Annotated in this window: 17 protein-coding genes; 5 read left to right on the forward strand and 12 right to left on the reverse strand. The window is 43.7% G+C overall.

Annotation, left to right across the window (positions count from 1 at the left end; all coding sequences use genetic code 11):
• The first annotated feature begins 104 nt into the window (after nucleotides 1-104).
• Nucleotides 105-524 carry a hotdog fold thioesterase gene (locus DVG78_RS25695; protein WP_114463883.1) on the forward strand — a complete coding sequence of 140 codons (420 nt, stop codon included), beginning with the start codon at nucleotides 105-107 and terminating at the stop codon, nucleotides 522-524.
• 56 nt (nucleotides 525-580) lie between these two features.
• Here the strand turns inward: DVG78_RS25695 and DVG78_RS25700 are convergent, their stop codons facing one another.
• The 5 genes from DVG78_RS25700 to DVG78_RS25720 all read right to left on the reverse strand — a co-directional run bounded on the left by DVG78_RS25700 (nucleotide 581) and on the right by DVG78_RS25720 (nucleotide 4,767).
• Entirely contained in the window at nucleotides 581-892 is a 312-nt protein-coding gene (locus DVG78_RS25700; RefSeq protein ID WP_114070338.1) for an isoamylase early set domain-containing protein, read from the reverse strand.
• A gap of 166 nt (nucleotides 893-1,058) precedes the next feature.
• Complete coding sequence (locus DVG78_RS25705) at nucleotides 1,059-1,457, reverse strand: group III truncated hemoglobin (RefSeq protein WP_114463914.1); 399 nt, start codon at nucleotides 1,455-1,457, stop codon at nucleotides 1,059-1,061.
• A 79-nt stretch (nucleotides 1,458-1,536) separates the two neighbouring features.
• A complete protein-coding gene (locus DVG78_RS25710; protein ID WP_114463884.1) occupies nucleotides 1,537-2,001 on the reverse strand; it encodes a thioredoxin family protein in 465 nt (154 codons plus the stop codon).
• Nucleotides 1,998-4,292: a TonB-dependent receptor gene (locus tag DVG78_RS25715; RefSeq protein ID WP_114463885.1), complete on the reverse strand. Its 2,295-nt coding sequence runs from the start codon at nucleotides 4,290-4,292 to the stop codon at nucleotides 1,998-2,000. The genes DVG78_RS25710 and DVG78_RS25715 overlap by 4 nt, the downstream gene beginning before the upstream one ends.
• A 94-nt stretch (nucleotides 4,293-4,386) precedes the next feature.
• Entirely contained in the window at nucleotides 4,387-4,767 is a 381-nt protein-coding gene (locus DVG78_RS25720) for a DUF8478 family putative metalloprotein (RefSeq protein WP_114463886.1), read from the reverse strand.
• A gap of 118 nt (nucleotides 4,768-4,885) precedes the next feature.
• Between DVG78_RS25720 and DVG78_RS25725 the strand changes: the two genes are divergently transcribed.
• Complete coding sequence (locus tag DVG78_RS25725; protein ID WP_114463887.1) at nucleotides 4,886-5,299, forward strand: DoxX family protein; 414 nt, start codon at nucleotides 4,886-4,888, stop codon at nucleotides 5,297-5,299.
• Between the two features lie 68 nt (nucleotides 5,300-5,367).
• Here the strand turns inward: DVG78_RS25725 and accC are convergent, their stop codons facing one another.
• Nucleotides 5,368-6,867, reverse strand: coding sequence for an acetyl-CoA carboxylase biotin carboxylase subunit (gene accC, locus DVG78_RS25730; RefSeq protein ID WP_114463888.1), 1,500 nt, complete (start codon nucleotides 6,865-6,867; stop codon nucleotides 5,368-5,370).
• A 156-nt stretch (nucleotides 6,868-7,023) separates the two neighbouring features.
• On the opposite strand from accC, the gene DVG78_RS25735 reads away from it, so the two are divergent.
• Together DVG78_RS25735 and DVG78_RS25740 are read left to right on the forward strand one after the other, a co-directional pair.
• The gene (locus tag DVG78_RS25735; protein ID WP_114463889.1) at nucleotides 7,024-7,509 is read left to right on the forward strand and encodes a TlpA disulfide reductase family protein; all 486 of its coding nucleotides are present in this window, start codon (nucleotides 7,024-7,026) and stop codon (nucleotides 7,507-7,509) included.
• A 44-nt stretch (nucleotides 7,510-7,553) separates the two neighbouring features.
• Nucleotides 7,554-8,195 (forward strand): thioredoxin family protein, encoded by a 642-nt coding sequence (locus tag DVG78_RS25740; RefSeq protein ID WP_114463890.1) that lies wholly within the window; start codon nucleotides 7,554-7,556, stop codon nucleotides 8,193-8,195.
• Nucleotides 8,196-8,249: 54 nt separating this feature from the next.
• Here DVG78_RS25740 and DVG78_RS25745 read toward each other — a convergent pair whose 3' ends face one another.
• Together DVG78_RS25745 and DVG78_RS25750 are read right to left on the reverse strand one after the other, a co-directional pair.
• Entirely contained in the window at nucleotides 8,250-8,993 is a 744-nt protein-coding gene (locus DVG78_RS25745) for a glycosyltransferase family 2 protein (protein ID WP_114463891.1), read from the reverse strand.
• A 58-nt stretch (nucleotides 8,994-9,051) separates the two neighbouring features.
• Nucleotides 9,052-11,157: a molybdopterin oxidoreductase family protein gene (locus DVG78_RS25750; protein ID WP_114463915.1), complete on the reverse strand. Its 2,106-nt coding sequence runs from the start codon at nucleotides 11,155-11,157 to the stop codon at nucleotides 9,052-9,054.
• Between the two features lie 229 nt (nucleotides 11,158-11,386).
• Between DVG78_RS25750 and DVG78_RS25755 the strand changes: the two genes are divergently transcribed.
• The gene (locus tag DVG78_RS25755; RefSeq protein WP_013927405.1) at nucleotides 11,387-11,629 is read left to right on the forward strand and encodes a type B 50S ribosomal protein L31; all 243 of its coding nucleotides are present in this window, start codon (nucleotides 11,387-11,389) and stop codon (nucleotides 11,627-11,629) included.
• Nucleotides 11,630-11,713: 84 nt separating this feature from the next.
• On the opposite strand, the gene DVG78_RS25760 is transcribed toward DVG78_RS25755, so the two are convergent.
• The 4 genes from DVG78_RS25760 to carA form a co-directional block, all read right to left on the reverse strand.
• Complete coding sequence (locus DVG78_RS25760; protein WP_114463892.1) at nucleotides 11,714-12,340, reverse strand: LysE family translocator; 627 nt, start codon at nucleotides 12,338-12,340, stop codon at nucleotides 11,714-11,716.
• Nucleotides 12,341-12,372: 32 nt separating this feature from the next.
• On the reverse strand, nucleotides 12,373-13,140 hold the full coding sequence (locus tag DVG78_RS25765; RefSeq protein WP_114463893.1) for an SDR family NAD(P)-dependent oxidoreductase: 768 nt from the start codon (nucleotides 13,138-13,140) through the stop codon (nucleotides 12,373-12,375).
• A 12-nt stretch (nucleotides 13,141-13,152) separates the two neighbouring features.
• Complete coding sequence (locus DVG78_RS25770; RefSeq protein ID WP_114463894.1) at nucleotides 13,153-14,091, reverse strand: bile acid:sodium symporter family protein; 939 nt, start codon at nucleotides 14,089-14,091, stop codon at nucleotides 13,153-13,155.
• Between the two features lie 153 nt (nucleotides 14,092-14,244).
• Nucleotides 14,245-15,378: a glutamine-hydrolyzing carbamoyl-phosphate synthase small subunit gene (gene carA / locus DVG78_RS25775; RefSeq protein ID WP_374755736.1), complete on the reverse strand. Its 1,134-nt coding sequence runs from the start codon at nucleotides 15,376-15,378 to the stop codon at nucleotides 14,245-14,247.
• Nucleotides 15,379-15,454 lie beyond the last annotated feature (76 nt).

A 15,454-nucleotide genomic window follows, 5' to 3' on the forward strand; every position in this document is an offset into this window, starting at 1 on the left:
GGTTCTTTGTAGTTTTGTGCAGAAAGAAAATATTATTCAACTTTCTAAAATCAAACGACCCGACCCCGACTTAAATTCTGTTTACAAAAATACCCCTTTTCCTGATGTTCAACAAAAATATTGCGCTCGAACACCTTCAACAGTGGAACAAAAACACCATTGGCGACCATTTAGGCATCGAATACCTTGAAATCGGCGAGGATTATATCGCGGCGCGAATGCCCGTTGACCACCGTACGCATCAACCGTTTGGTATATTACACGGGGGGGCGTCTGTTGTGTTGGCCGAAACCCTCGGTAGCCTCTCGTCATTCCTACTCCTGCCCGACGCCACCAAGCAGCAAGCCGTAGGGCTTGATATTAATGCCAACCATATTAGAGCGGTAAAAAGTGGGTGGGTCTACGGAAAATCCACCCCTATTCACGTTGGTCGAACGACGCACGTCTGGGAAATCCGAATTACGAACGAAGAAAACAAACTGGTTTGTATCAGCCGTTTAACAATGGCCATTATCAACCTATAAAACACCAAAACGCCTCTCTCTAAAGATAGAGAGAGGCGTTTTGGCAGTGTTTTTTCTTACAGAACGATTACTGAGTTCTCTTCGTAAGATACTCCGCTTGGGATATATTTGTCAGCGGCTTCGTCGTTGGTCCAGGTAGCGCCGTCGATCAAATAACGGAAAGCATATTCTTTTCCGGCTTCCAATTCGAGCGTTGCTTTATATGAACCATCTTTCTGTTTCTTCAATTTAGTAGCGGCTTCGGCAGCCCAGTCATTAAACTCGCCTACTACTGCTACATCTTTAGCATCTGCCACTACATCAGCAGACAGAGAGAACGTTACTTTGCAGACAGGTTTGCTTTTCAAAAATTGCTTTGCAATAGCCATAGTGTTTTTGTTGGTTTTGGTTTGCAGCACAAAGGTATAAAATAAATACAATTAAAGTCAATGAATACCAATTAGTTACCTATCAACATTCTTCTAAAAGTACATTTAAAAACTTTATCATTACAATTAACCCCAAAAAAAACCATTTTATCTAACCCCTTCAAAATCAATTTTCTTCCGAAATCTGCGCATTTACCTGCTGAACCCGTTGGTTCATAATTGTTGCTATACTATAAGCACGGTACTTGGCTTCGGCGGCAATGTCACCTTCAAACAAGGCATCCACATTTTCAAAAAACAAATGGAGCCAACGGTCAAAGTGCTCTGGCGTAAGTGTATACTTGGTAGTAAGGCGAAAATGAGGAGGCATAGGACGACCCATGTAATTGGCCGTTCCGAGCAAAATTCCTTCCCAAAAATCATACATTTTGGGAAGATGCAGGTCCCAGTCTATGTGTGCAACCTCCTCAAAAATATACCCAAGCTCAGCATCCTGACGAATTTTTTGGTAAAACTGATTAACCATCAGCTCTACATCTTCACGGGTTTCCAATAGTTTTGGCATGGTATAAAAACAAATGTCCGGCAAGATAGGTGCCGGACTTGGTTGAATGTAATGACAAAAATCATGTAAAAATGCCTAATCATTCAAAAAGCTGCTGCAACTGTTTGGCTTCCACGGCTCCCACCATTCTATTTTGCAATTGCAGATGTTGATCAAAGAAGACCGTCGTAGGGTACGTTAACCGCCCTTTGTCGGTTCCCAGCAGTTCAGCCAATTCATGCACGCCAGTATTGACGCCACTGGGTTTAAATTTATACTTTTTATTTAAAAACAGAATCGTACGGGTATCTTCGGCATTAAGATCTAAACAGTAAAATTGAGCGTTTAACACCTTCACAAGTTCGGGTTCGGTAAATGTTTTCAACTCCATCATTTTGCAGTACTTACACCAATCTGTATGGATAAAAATCAGCAAAGGACGCCGCTCTTTCCGAAGGCTGTCATTTAGATGCTCAAATGACGTCCATTGCAGGGTTTGGGCTTCTACCTGAGTGGTATAAAGCCCAAACCAAGCGAAAATCAAGATGAGAATGCCTTTTTTCATTTGAATAAATTATATCTAATTCCCAAAAATGTACGAATGCCTTGGTTGGGTGCATATACGTACGAGGGGTCAAACGTCAACGCATTGGGGTTATTGGGTGTCGGAATCACCTGCCCATCGGCACCAAAAGTCACCTGTTTATCAAAAGGGTCAAAGGCCCGAGCAATGGCGTCGCGTGTTGGGGTAAAGTTGAGCAGATTCTTTACACCTCCATAAATTTCTAGCCCATTATTAAATTTCTTGGTCAATTGAATATTCTGTAAGCTCCACCAAGGCGAATACTCAGGGCGCGGGTCCATCGGCCCTAAAATGGGCAATTTCATGGGGCCATACAGATTTCCAGTATAATCAATCGACAAACCGATGCGCTGGAAAGAATACGAAACAGACCAAACACCCGTAAATTTCTCCGTCAGCAATTGCGTCATTTTTACCAACTCCCCACTTCCATCATCCTCTCGTTGGAATACATCCATGGCCGTAGCACCCGCCATGGCTTTTAGGCCATTCGCAAAGGAAAAATCCACATTTAGCGAAATCCCACGCGACACGGCATTACCAGCTAAGTTACTGTAAATGATTTTGTTAGGGTCGGTTAAGTAATCAGGGATGATACGGTTGTTAAAATAGGTATAAAAGGCCGTGGCATCCAAGCCAATGAAGCTTCCGTTTGTCAGGAAGAATTTGCGAACGTAATTCAAGTTACCGTTCCACGAACGTTCAGGCTTCAATTCTTCCGTAAATACCACCTGCCGCGCTCCCGTCAGGGCAGCGTGGTCTTCGGTAAATACGTTGGCTACTCGGTATCCATTGCCAAAACTAGCCCGCAATACATTTCGCTTGTCCGTGGAGGTCCATTTGTAGTTTAAACGGGGCGTCAGAATACTTCCGTGAATCGAGTTGTAGTCATATCGAAGTCCCAACAACAATTTGTTATTGGCATTCAGTGAAATTTCATCTTGGGCAAATATTCCAGGGAGCTTCACAACAGAAGGGGCATTCCGGCCATCAAGCGCAGTGGCGGTGGTATTATCGTCGTAGTGTGTGTAGCGAAGAGCAGTGCCAATCAACAAATCGTGATTCTCTCCCGCTTTCTTATCCCACGTTAACTGTCCGAAAGCAATTGTTTGCAGCGCATTAAAGGGAGTAGTGCCGTAGTATGAATCCTGATTGTGACCGTTGGCAGAAAATTGAAACGTGATTTTCTCTTTAATTGGCAATTGATACGCTCCTATCACCTCCCACCGCTTAGTTTGAATCGTTTCAGCGTATACTTCATTACTTCCTCGGTATTTGGGGGTCCATTGGGTTTGACCTCCCCAACGGTCTTCGTACACGTAGCGGGCGCCTACCGTAAACAAACGATTATCTTTACGTTCAACACTGAATTTATTGAATAATGAAATACGATTTTGAAGGGTAATATCCGTAAATCCGTCGCCGTTTTTATCAGTAGGCTGCTGAAAATTAAAGTAGTTTAGACCAAACAATGATTGGACTTTTTCACCTAACCGGTATTTTACTCCCAAATCAGTATTAAACTCAGACCATGAAGTTGCCATTACATCAGCCGAGACCAAAGGAGCAGACGATGGTTTTTTAGTAATAACATTTATCAGACCCCCTACCGCTTCTGAGCCATAAAGCGTTGATGCAGGTCCTTTTACGATTTCTACCCGCTCAATAAGGGCACTCGGAATTCCGCTCAAACCATAGACCGTCGACAAGCCCGAAACGATGGGCATTCCGTCAATCATAATCATGGTATAGGGTCCTTCCAAGCCATTGATGTGAATATCTCCAGTGTTGCAAACATTACAGTTTAACTGTGGACGAATCCCGTTGATGTTTTGCAGTGATTCAAAAAGGTTTGGCACTGGGTTTCGCTTAAAAAAAACAGGCGTGTAAATTTCAACGGGAACGGGACTGTCAAGCTTTGATACTTCTTTCATGGTTCCTGTAACCACCACCTCACTGAGCGAATTTTCCAATTCTTCGGTTTGAAGGGTAAGTTCCTGAAAAAACTTCGCTTCCGAAATCGTCACCGCCTTGGTGATGTTGCGGTATCCGATAGACGATATAACCAACTGATACGTTCCGTACTTTACATTTTTAAGCTCAAAAACTCCTAACTCATTGGTAGTAGTCCCATATTGTGTCCCCTTAAGGGCTGCCGTAGCAAACTCAAGTGGTTTTCCTTTTACGGTCACAGTACCTCTAATACTTCCTGTTTGGGCATACGCAGAAAGTTGTACCAGCAAAAATGCCAGCAATACATATAGTTTCTTCATTGAGAATCAGTGTAAATAAATAATGATGCAATACATCCACATCAATCCCCTGTTGCAGGTTTTGACATAGAAATCCATTAAAGAAATGAAATCATTAACACTGATGAGCGGGCGGGCCTCGATGGGAGAAATTGCCAAAGAATGGCTTACGATAGGCCGTTAATAAGTAGAAGGACTGATATTGAGGAAAAACAATCTGACTGATTTTGACGCTTGCCAAAGCCACCGTTAAGGTCAATCCCACAAACACCGCATTGGTGACGGTATCCAGCAAAAAAATCTCGTTACTGGAGTGGTCGTTGGGCTGAAAAGGAGAATTAGGATTGGACGGTTTGTAAGGGTGGGCGTGGGTTATTATTTTTCCGCTCGACAGTTTGTGCGCGTGCCTGAATACAATGCCATTCAGGAGCATCAGGGCAAAAAGCACCAAGATGCCATTGGCGATTGTTTTTCGTATGCGCTGACTGAAGAGCATGGAGATGGTGTTGTTTCGTAAATTTAACTACGTTATTTGATAAAAAGTTTAAATCCACAAAATAATTGCCAAAAACCGCGAAATTTACACGCGTCTCACCCTTACAACATTAATTTCTATGGAACTTTTTGGATTTTCTGTATTACTACTTTCTAAACTCTTTTTTGCAGCGTTTAACGGAATCCTATTTACCCAGTCGGGCTTGGACAAAGTCTTTCATTATCAAGGGAATCTGGATTATTTTAAAGGCCATTTCAAAAAATCTCCCCTTGCTTCTACCGTTGGTTTACTGATGCCCGTCATTACCCTGCTCGAAACATCGGCGGGTGTCACCTCTTTGGTTGGCTTACTTTTACTGCTACTTGGACACGACGCGGGCAACAGTGTTGCGGCTACGGGCATGGGCTTGGGAGGGTTATCGTTGGTGTGTCTGTTTTTTGGCCAACGAGTTGCGCAGGATTATGCAGGAGCAGCGACATTAGTGCCTTACTTTCTGATGACAATGGCGGGGTTTGTCTTGTACGCCTTTTAAGAATACGCCGCTAAAGTGCCCAATTTTTCGGTCTTTAGCGGCGTATACAATGTACCGGACTTTTACGGTTAGTTCATTCGGTTGGCTTTCCACTTACTTTTGACGGACCCTGCAGCGCCCGTGCTGCCACCGACTGGCTTTTTTGCCTGCTCCATCAAATACCCCACCAACGCCGCCGCAATTTGGGCCTCCTCTTCATCGATGCCTTTTTTTAGTACTTCTGGGGTAAAATAATGCTTCACAAAATGGGTATCAAATTGACCCGAAGTAAATGCTTCATGTAACATCACAAATCGGCAGAAGCCCAACGTCGTTTGTACGCCCGTGATTTCGTACTCATCTATGGCCCTTACCATCTTATCAATAGACTCCTGACGCGTAGCCGCATACGTTATCAATTTTGCAATCATTGGGTCGTAGTAAATCGGAATAGCCATGCCTTGCTCAAACCCATCATCTACCCGGACACCATTCCCCTGCGGACGAATGTAGGTATGTAAAGTGCCCACATCTGGCAAAAAATTGTTGGTCGGGTCTTCGGCATACACGCGTACTTCCATCGCGTGGCCGTTGATTTTCAGGTCTTCTTGTTTGATTTCCAAGGCCTTTCCTTCCGCGATATAAATCATTTGTCGCACCAAATCTACGCCCGTAATCATCTCCGACACAGGGTGTTCTACCTGCAAACGTGTATTCATTTCCAGAAAATAGAAATTGAGTTTTTCGTCGACAATAAACTCAACCGTTCCAGCACCATAATACCCGCACGAACGCGCTACGTCAATGGCGCATTTACCCATGGCTTCCCGGATTTCGGGTGTCAGGCAAGACGAAGGCGCTTCTTCCACCACTTTCTGGTGCCGGCGCTGTACCGAGCATTCTCGCTCAAATAAATGAATGATGTTGCCATGTTGGTCCCCCAACACCTGAATTTCTACGTGCCGAGGCGATGCGACGTATTTTTCGACAAAAACGGCACCATCGCCAAACGAGGAAATTGCCTCACTGACGGCACGCTCCATTTGTTCATCAAACTCTTCTTCATTTTCAACAATCCGCATCCCTTTACCCCCACCCCCAGCACTGGCCTTAATCAAAACCGGATAACCAATTTGATTCGCAATTAATTTTGCCTCAGCACGGTCTTCGACCGCATCGGGTGTGCCGGGCACCATTGGAATATTATACTTTGCCACGGTTCGTTTGGCCGATAATTTATCGCCCATAATCTCAATACTCTGCGCCGACGGGCCAATAAAAATCAGCCCTGCGTCTTTTACCATCTGCGAAAAGCGGGCATTTTCTGACAAAAAACCGTATCCCGGATGAATTGCGTCGACTCCTAACTGCTTACACACTTCAATGATTTTATCACCTCTCAAATAAGATTCTGAGGAGGCTGCCGGACCAATACACACCGACTCATCGGCGTATCTAACATGCAAGGCCGTACGGTCAGGCTCGCTATATACGGCTACTGTTTTGATGCCCATTTCACGGGCGGTGCGCATCACACGCAACGCAATTTCACCACGGTTGGCAACGAGGATTTTTTTTATAGAAGGCATTGGAAATCATTAGATTATATAAATTCAAATCGGCTGTTGGCCAGAAACACACAACCTACTTAAATCAATGAATAACTTTTGTGCTTTTAAAAGCACCGAAAGTTACAATTTATCGTTAAATGAGTTAAATTTATATTGGTAAATCACTATAGGCTAATGATAAAAAGCATTGGATTGTTGGGCGCTTGGTTATTTTTTGGGCATCAACTCGTTCAGGCCCAGAAGGTATCGGTTGTGAAATGGAAAGAAATCCAAGACATTTTGTCACAGTCGTCTGATACAACATACATTGTCAACTTCTGGGCAACGTGGTGCAAACCCTGCGTGGCAGAATTGCCGCACTTTGAAGAGGTTCAAAAAAATTACAAAGACCGGAATGTCAAAGTAATCATGGTTAGCATGGATTTTGCAAAGGATTTAACGGCGCGGGTAATTCCGTTTGTAAGTCAACATCAACTCACTGGAAAAGTTTGGTTGTTGAATGAACCAGATGCCAACAATTGGATTGATAAAATCAGCACCGAATGGTCGGGGGCGATTCCAGCAACGTTGATTGTCAACAATCAAAAAAAGAAAAAAGTCTTTTTTGAACAAAAATTAGACTATGACCGTTTGGTGAAGGAACTATCTGATTTTCTGTGACTTTTTAATCGAATAGGGTCAAAACAGCAGTTAACATAACTAACATGAAAAAGAAATTTTGGCTACCATTTATCATAACCCTGACCCTAGGCACTTTGGTCAGCGCGGCACTCCGACAAGAGAGCACTCAAACCCCGCCTGCGGGCTATCCGATAGGTGGAACCGTGGCCGACTTCAAGCTCAAAAACGTAGACGGCAACGTTATTTCTTTATCAAATTACAAAGATAAAAAAGGCGTAATTGTAGTCTTTACGAGCAATCACTGTCCATTTTCGAAGGCCTATGAAGAGCGCATCGTCGGACTGGATAAAAAATACGCCGCACAAGGCTTTCCGGTATTGGCCATCAACTCTAACGATGCTGGCGATTACGAAGAAAATTCCTTTGAAAACATGAAAAAACGCGCTCAAGAAAAAGGATACTCGTTCCCTTATTTACAGGATGAAACCCAAGGGGTCGCGAAAGCATTTGGCGCTACGCGTACTCCTCATGTATTTATACTACGAAACGACGGCGGCAAATTTACGGTACAGTACATCGGAACCATCGACGACAATTATCAAGACCCCGCTGGAGTAACCAAAAGATACGTGGAAGATGCCGTCTCCAATATTCTGATGGGCAAGCCAGTAGTTGTAACACAAACGAAGGCCGTTGGCTGCGCCATTGGTTGGAAAGACGCCTAAAATTTCTGATACAATCTATAAAGAAAAGGGCCAACGTTTGTTGGTCCTTTTCTTTTAGGCTTCCAATAAACTCCACTTCCAAAGGCCCAACTTGGCCAAGCAATAACGGCCAGAGACTCTCAAAACCCCCAACCCATACTTCATGCTTCGTTGAAAGTTAATGGAAGAAGCTTCATCAAAATACTTGGTCGGACACGTCACTTCCGCGATTTCGTAACCTTTCCAGAAAACTTGGGCAATCATTTCGTTGTCAAAGACAAAATCATCATCGCACTTATTGAAAGGAACCTTTCGCAGTACTTCGCCAGAAAAGGCGCGATACCCCGTATGGTATTCCGACAATTTTTGATTCATTAGAATATTTTGCGCAAGCGTCAAAAACCGATTGGCGATGTATTTGTACATTGGCATTCCCCCTTTAAGCGCTCCTTTTCCCAAAATTCTTGACCCAAATACCACTTGGTAAAGATCATTTCCAATGATTGAAATCATGGCCGTAAGTAGCAAGGGAGTATACTGATAATCAGGATGAAGCATGATGACGATATCGCCCCCAAGTTCAAGTGCTTTAGAGTAGCAGGTTTTTTGGTTGCCACCATAACCTTTATTTTTATCGTGGCGAATCACGTGTTTAATCCCAAGCCGTTCTGCCACTTCGGTGGTGTTGTCGGGACTGGCATCATCTACCAAAATCACCTCATCGACCAAATCAAAAGGTATTTCAAGATACGTTTTTTCGAGCGTAAGCGCTGCCTTATACGCAGGCATTACAACAATCACTTTTTTGTTTTTATACATAAAATCAGATTCCGCAATTCAACGTTTTATGAACTGCGAAGCGGCAAAATTAGTCTTATCAAACAGAATTTCCAATCGCTTCCAAAACTTCCACCCGAACAGGCACTCCCACAAAAACCGCGTTGCCAGTCAATTCATCAATGACCAAGTCATCCGTCAAGTCATTGACACTCACTCCTGCGTGCGTTTGCGCTACCGAAAGTTGGACACCCTCTCGCCCATGACCGTATCCATGAGGCAGACTCACGGTCCCTTTCATTACCTTTTCCGTAATTTCGACGGGAACCGTCACCTCCCCTACCCGTGAACTGATTTTTACATTATCCATCTCAGAAATAGCACGTTGCCTAGCATCGTCGGGGTGCATCATTAATGTACACCGATTGCGGCCTTTTACGAGTCGCTGCGAGTTGTGCAGCCATGAGTTGTTATCACGTAAATGCCGACGATTGGTCAATAACAAGTCAAAGTGCGTATTTATCTTACTTTCCTGCCACACCTTTCTGATACGGCTCATATCTTTTACCAGTAGTTCGGGGGCAAGATGAATTTTTTTATCCTGCGTTAACAACCGATTTGGTAAATCAGGCCGTAACGGCCCCAAATCCAACCCATGAGGATGTTGACGGAGCTGTTCTAAGCTTAAATTGTACCCACCAAAACGCAGGCCCAAATCAACTTTTACGTGCGGGTCTTGAGGAACGGCCCCAATCTCTCCCGAAAGCCGCGCCGATAGTTCTTGAAAAATTTCCCAATCGTATTTTCCATTTTCTATTTTGGGAAACAACGGCTCCGAAAAACGCGTGACGTTTCGAACGGCCAAGGCGTTGAATGTCAAATCGTAATGCGCCACCTCCAAGCCCGTAGCGGGTGGTAAAATATAATCTGCATGGCGGGTGGTTTCATTAATGTAAATATCAATCGCGACCATGAATTCCAGTCTTTCCAGCGCTTTATCCAATTGCCGACCATTGGGTGTCGACAGGATTGGATTACCACAACTGGTGATCAGTGCTTTTATCTGCCCCTGCCCTTCGGTTAGTATTTCTTCTGCAAGCACAGATACAGGAAGCTCGCCCATGAATTCGGGTAAACCCCGAACTCGGCTACGATGACGATTGTACTTATTATACATTCCTTTAGTGTTGGCCAATATATCAACGGCAGGGTGGGTAAACATGGCCGTACCAGCCCGGTCAATATTGCCCGTTACTACATTCAGGGCATTTAAAAGCCATTGACATGCCCCACCAAATGCTTGCATTGAAAGCCCGACGCGTCCATACACGACAGCTGAAGGAGCATTTGCAAACGCCCGGGTTAAGTTTCTAATGGAATCAGCCGCGATGCCCGTTTGCACTTCTACTTTTTCTGGTAAAAACTCGGCTACCAGTGCCCTTAACTCATCCAATCCCGTGACAAAAGCGGGCGTTTTGTCTAAGTCTTCGTCAAACACAACCTGCAACATCGCCAAAAGTAAAAACACATCTGTACCTGGCCGGATAAAATGATGTGCATCGGCTTTGGCAGCAGTTTCGGTAAAACGCGGGTCAATCACCACCACTTTTCCTCCCCGCTGTTGGATGGCTTTCAGTCGGTTAGCCACATCTGGAACCGTCATCAGGCTACCATTAGAAGCAATGGGATTACCGCCCATAATAAGCCAAAAATCAGTATGGTCAATGTCGGGAATGGGTAACAGAAAAGGATGCCCGAACATTTGCCAAGCCGCAAAATGATGAGGCAACTGGTCAACAGAAGTAGCAGAATATATATTTTGGGTCTTCAATGCCCGCATCAACCCCGTTCCAGAGAGGAAAGTACCCGAATTATGGACCGACGGATTGCCTGCATACATAGCAACGGCGTTGTGGCCATCGCGCTCCTGAATTGCTTTTAGCTTCGTTGTTATATCATCAAATGCTTCCGACCAACTTATTGTTTCCCACCCTGTTTCGGTACGCTTCAATGGCAACTTAAGTCGGTTAGTATCTTCGTATATATCCTTTAATGCCAATGCTTTAGGGCAAATATGACCTCGGCTAAAGGGGTCGTTTTTATCCCCGTTGATGGCCACAACTTCAGTGCCTGAATGAGAAATCTCTAATCCACAAATAGCTTCGCATAAATTGCACGCGCGGTAATGAACACTGGGATTTGTCATGTTTTTAGCTTGTTTGATGCAATTTATCAATTTTCTGAATGCTGATTGTGAGTTTTTTAGGTGAAAAACAATAAAGCGACAACACACTGTAAATGAACACTTTACTTTTTCATTCTCCTCTGAGTTTCTAACTTCTTTTTTTAGATACTTTTTTGATTTTCAAAAAGTTACTATCTTTGCGTCCCGTTTTAGAAAAAGCACAGTAACATCATAAATAGTTGATACAGAAATGAAAAAGGGCATTCATCCAGATTACAGAGAGGTAGTTTTTTGGGATTTGTCGAGCGATCACAAATTCATCACGCGTTCTTGCGCACCTACCAAAGAAACCATTGATTTCGAAGGCAAAAACTATCCTGTTTACAAAGTTGAAGTTAGTTCAGAATCTCACCCATTCTATACTGGCAAAAACACTTTGATTGACACCACAGGTCGTGTTGATAAATTCTTCAAGAAATACGGAAAGAAGTAATCATCCGTTATTTCCTGATTTAATTGGAAATCGAAACAAAAAAGCGGTAAGTTGCCTCTGGCATTTTACCGCTTTTTTTGTTTTTCAGTGGATAAGTTTGAAGAACTGCAAACCCGCCATTCCTAAAAATACCCAGCCCAGTAATTGATTAAGGTTGATTCTTCCCAACCTCCCAAGCAATTTTTCCCGGTATCGGCTTGTCAAATAGGCTACTCCAAACAATAAGCCTACTGCCCCCAAAACTGCTCCCATTATAAAAGCAATCTGTTCTCTCGGTAGGTGAACTTTTAATTGTTCATACCCTTGAAATTGCACCAGTATAAACAACCAATACGGAAAGAGTTGGGGATTCAAAATCGCTAAAGAGAAGCCTTTTAACACATCCGACCGGCCCGTAGGCGATTCCGCTTTATTCATTGTTTGGGCACTACTCCGAAGTATGGCAATGCCTATCGCAATAAATATCGGAATAGAAGCCCATTCAAGCAGTCGCCAAACATCGGGATGTTTTTCCAACCACATTCCAGCCCATACGGCGGCAGCGGCATAAATCAATTCGGGTACACATCCTCCCAGCGCAACCAATAATCCAGCCTTTAAGCGGCGTTTCAAGACCGTATGTATCACCGTAAGATTTACGGGGCCTAATTGAAGCGAACCTACAAAACTAATTCCTGCAGTAGTCAGAAAGATAAGAAGAGCTTTTTCCATGCATCCTTAACGCACAATGGCCTACGGTGGTTTCAACTTTCATAAGGCGACGGGCTCACTGCCGTCCATCCTCCATCCACAACGAGCGATTGCCCCGTTATATGACCCGCTAGAGGCGAAACCAAAAACAACGCCGCATGGGCAATATCCTGCACTTTGGCAGGCCGTCCGATTGGTGTTATGCGTCCCCACGTTTTTTCATACTCGGGGTCTTCAGCTGTGCGTTCGGTCATGGTAGCGCCAGGCGCTACGGCGTTAATGGTAATACCGTAAGGGGAAAGTTCAACAACTAAACTTTTGGCCAACATTTCGAGCGCCGCTTTTGTCATGCCATAGGCCGCAAGAAATTGGTGCGCTTGATGGCCCGTTACCGACGACATCAGCAAAACACGCCCTCCTTCTCCCTGTATGCGCATTTGTCGCGCCGCCGCCTGTGTTAAGAAAAAACTACCCCGGAGGTTTAAATCTAACAGCTTTTGCAGCGATTCGGGCGTGTACTCAAAAAAATCTCCAAAGGTAGTGATACCCGCATTGGCAACAATTATCGTAAGTTTACCAAACACGCGTACGGCTTCACTCACCATGGCCTGCACAAAATCTACATCTGCGGCATTGCCACTGTAAGCAACGCACTCTCCTCCCGACTTTTGAATAAATTCAGCAGCCTTTTCGGCCAGTTCTTCATCCAAATCATTGAGCAAAACCGCCGCTCCCTGCTCCGCCAATTGTCGCGCAATCTCTAGTCCAATGCCTTGCCCCGCGCCAGTTACGATGGCAACTTGATTTTTAAATTGTAACATTAATTGTTGTACTTATTTATTTTGAGATGAATCAATGGTGGGCTTTTTACTCCACCAACTCGCCAATAATGAGCCTGTGATATTCATAATGGGACCAAAAAGTGCTGGCGCAAGGCCGACGGTAGCTACTTTTCCCATTTGCAGCGCAATCCCTGATGCTAATCCACCATTTTGCAGTCCTACTTCAATCGCCACCGTACGACAATCCTGCTCGGGAAGTTTTAACGCTCGTGAGCTCCAATAACCCAACAAATAGCCACTTATGTTATGGATTAAGGTACAAATAATCAATACCCCTCCTACTTTGAGTAAACTTTCGCGCCCGGCTGCCGTAATGATGCAAATAATCAGAGCAATACCCGCCATAGAAACCAGCGGCATGTACTTATTTAAAAACTCTGCTTGATTTCTAAACACTTTATTGACTATCAATCCCACGCCAATTGGTAATATGATAATTTTCAGAATTTCAACCATCATCTTAAAGAAATCAACCTCAATAAATGCTCCTCCTAAAAGTTTCATTAGTAATGGCGTCAAAATAGGGGCCAACAAAGTCGCACACGAAGTAATGGTAAGCGACAACGCGACGTTAGCTTTGGCAATATAAGCCATTACATTAGAGGCCAAGCCACTTGGTGAACATCCTATCAGAATTACGCCCGCGGCAATTTCAGGAGGAAAATTAAAACTTGTTGCTAAGGTATAACCAATAAGCGGCATGATTGTAAACTGACAAATTAGCCCGATAACTACACTTTTTGGTGATTTTACAACGGCTTCAAAATCTTTAGGACTCATGGTGGTACCCATGCCAAACATAATGATTTGGAGCAAAGGTACGATGAGTGTTTTTAGCTGAAAATCTCCGACCTGGGTAAAGTATTCTGGAAAAATCATGGCCAGTGTTGCAGCCACTATAATGGATAGCGTGTACAGGTAACTTTTCATTCGTTAAGATAGTCAGAGGTTTAAAAGCATAAATGCACCTACAAAAGCAAAAGCAAAGCCTGAATTACTGCCAGTTGGCTATAAAGCCCCTTTTAAATTCAAAAAGCTTCCTGCCATTGGCAAGAAGCTTTTGAATTTAACTATTTGTATTTTTTATGCTTCAAACAATTTCACAAAATCATCGAAAAGATAACGTGAATCATGAGGGCCCGGCGAAGCTTCGGGGTGATATTGCACCGAAAACGCTGGCTTATCTTTTCTTTTAATTCCTTCTATTGTTTTGTCATTAAGATTAATGTGGGTCACTTCTACATCAGGATGCGCCTCGATTTCGTCAGGGCTAACCGCAAAACCGTGATTTTGTGAGGTTATTTCACACAGACCCGTTTGGAAGTTTTTCACGGGGTGATTTAACCCCCGGTGCCCGTGGTGCATTTTAAAAGTTGAAATTCCACTGGCCAAACCCAGAATTTGATGCCCTAAACAGATACCGAAAAGGGGTTTGTTCGTGTCCAAAAACTGTTGAACAGTCTTCACCGCATAAGGCATTGCCGAAGGGTCACCTGGGCCATTGGAGATAAAAAATCCATCTGGGTTCCATGCCATTACTTCTTCAAAAGATGTTTTTGCGGGAAACACTTTACAAAAACATCCCCGTTGGGTTAAATTCAACAAAATGCTTTTTTTAACCCCATAATCCATCACCGCTATACGATACTGCGCCGTTGATTCATCGCCCATAAAATAGGGTTCGGTCGTACTCACCAACGACGAAAGCTCCAGTCCATCCATGCTCGGAACCTCTTTCAAGTGTTCCATTAATTTTTTCTCATCGAGTATTTCAGACGAAATAATCGCATTCATAACCCCTTTTTGTCGTACATGACGTACCAACTGGCGGGTATCCACTTCACTTATGCCAACGATATTGGCTTTTTCGAAGTATGATTGAAGCGAAAAGTCGGCTGTTTTCCGAGAATAAATCTGCGAGAATGAATTACAGACCATCCCGCTTATTTTGATTGAGCTGGATTCCTCCTCACTTTCCAATTGTACACCATAATTGCCGATGTGCGCATTTGTATTAACTACAATTTGACCATAGTAAGATGGATCAGTATAGATTTCCTGATAACCCGTCATACCAGTGTTGAAACATATTTCACCACCCATGGTACCGATTTTACCGAGAGCTAAACCTTTCAGTGCTGTTCCGTCTTCAAGAAGTAAGAGTGCTGGTTGTTGAGAACCCATTTTATATTGGTATTGTATGGTTACGGTTGTCATAAACGAGCGTATTTTTTCTCTCTATTTATGCCAACCTTAATTTGATTTTGCAAATTTCAAAAAAAAGGGGCTAAAC

The organism is Runella aurantiaca (assembly GCF_003339505.1).
GTDB classification, from domain to species: domain Bacteria; phylum Bacteroidota; class Bacteroidia; order Cytophagales; family Spirosomataceae; genus Runella; species Runella aurantiaca.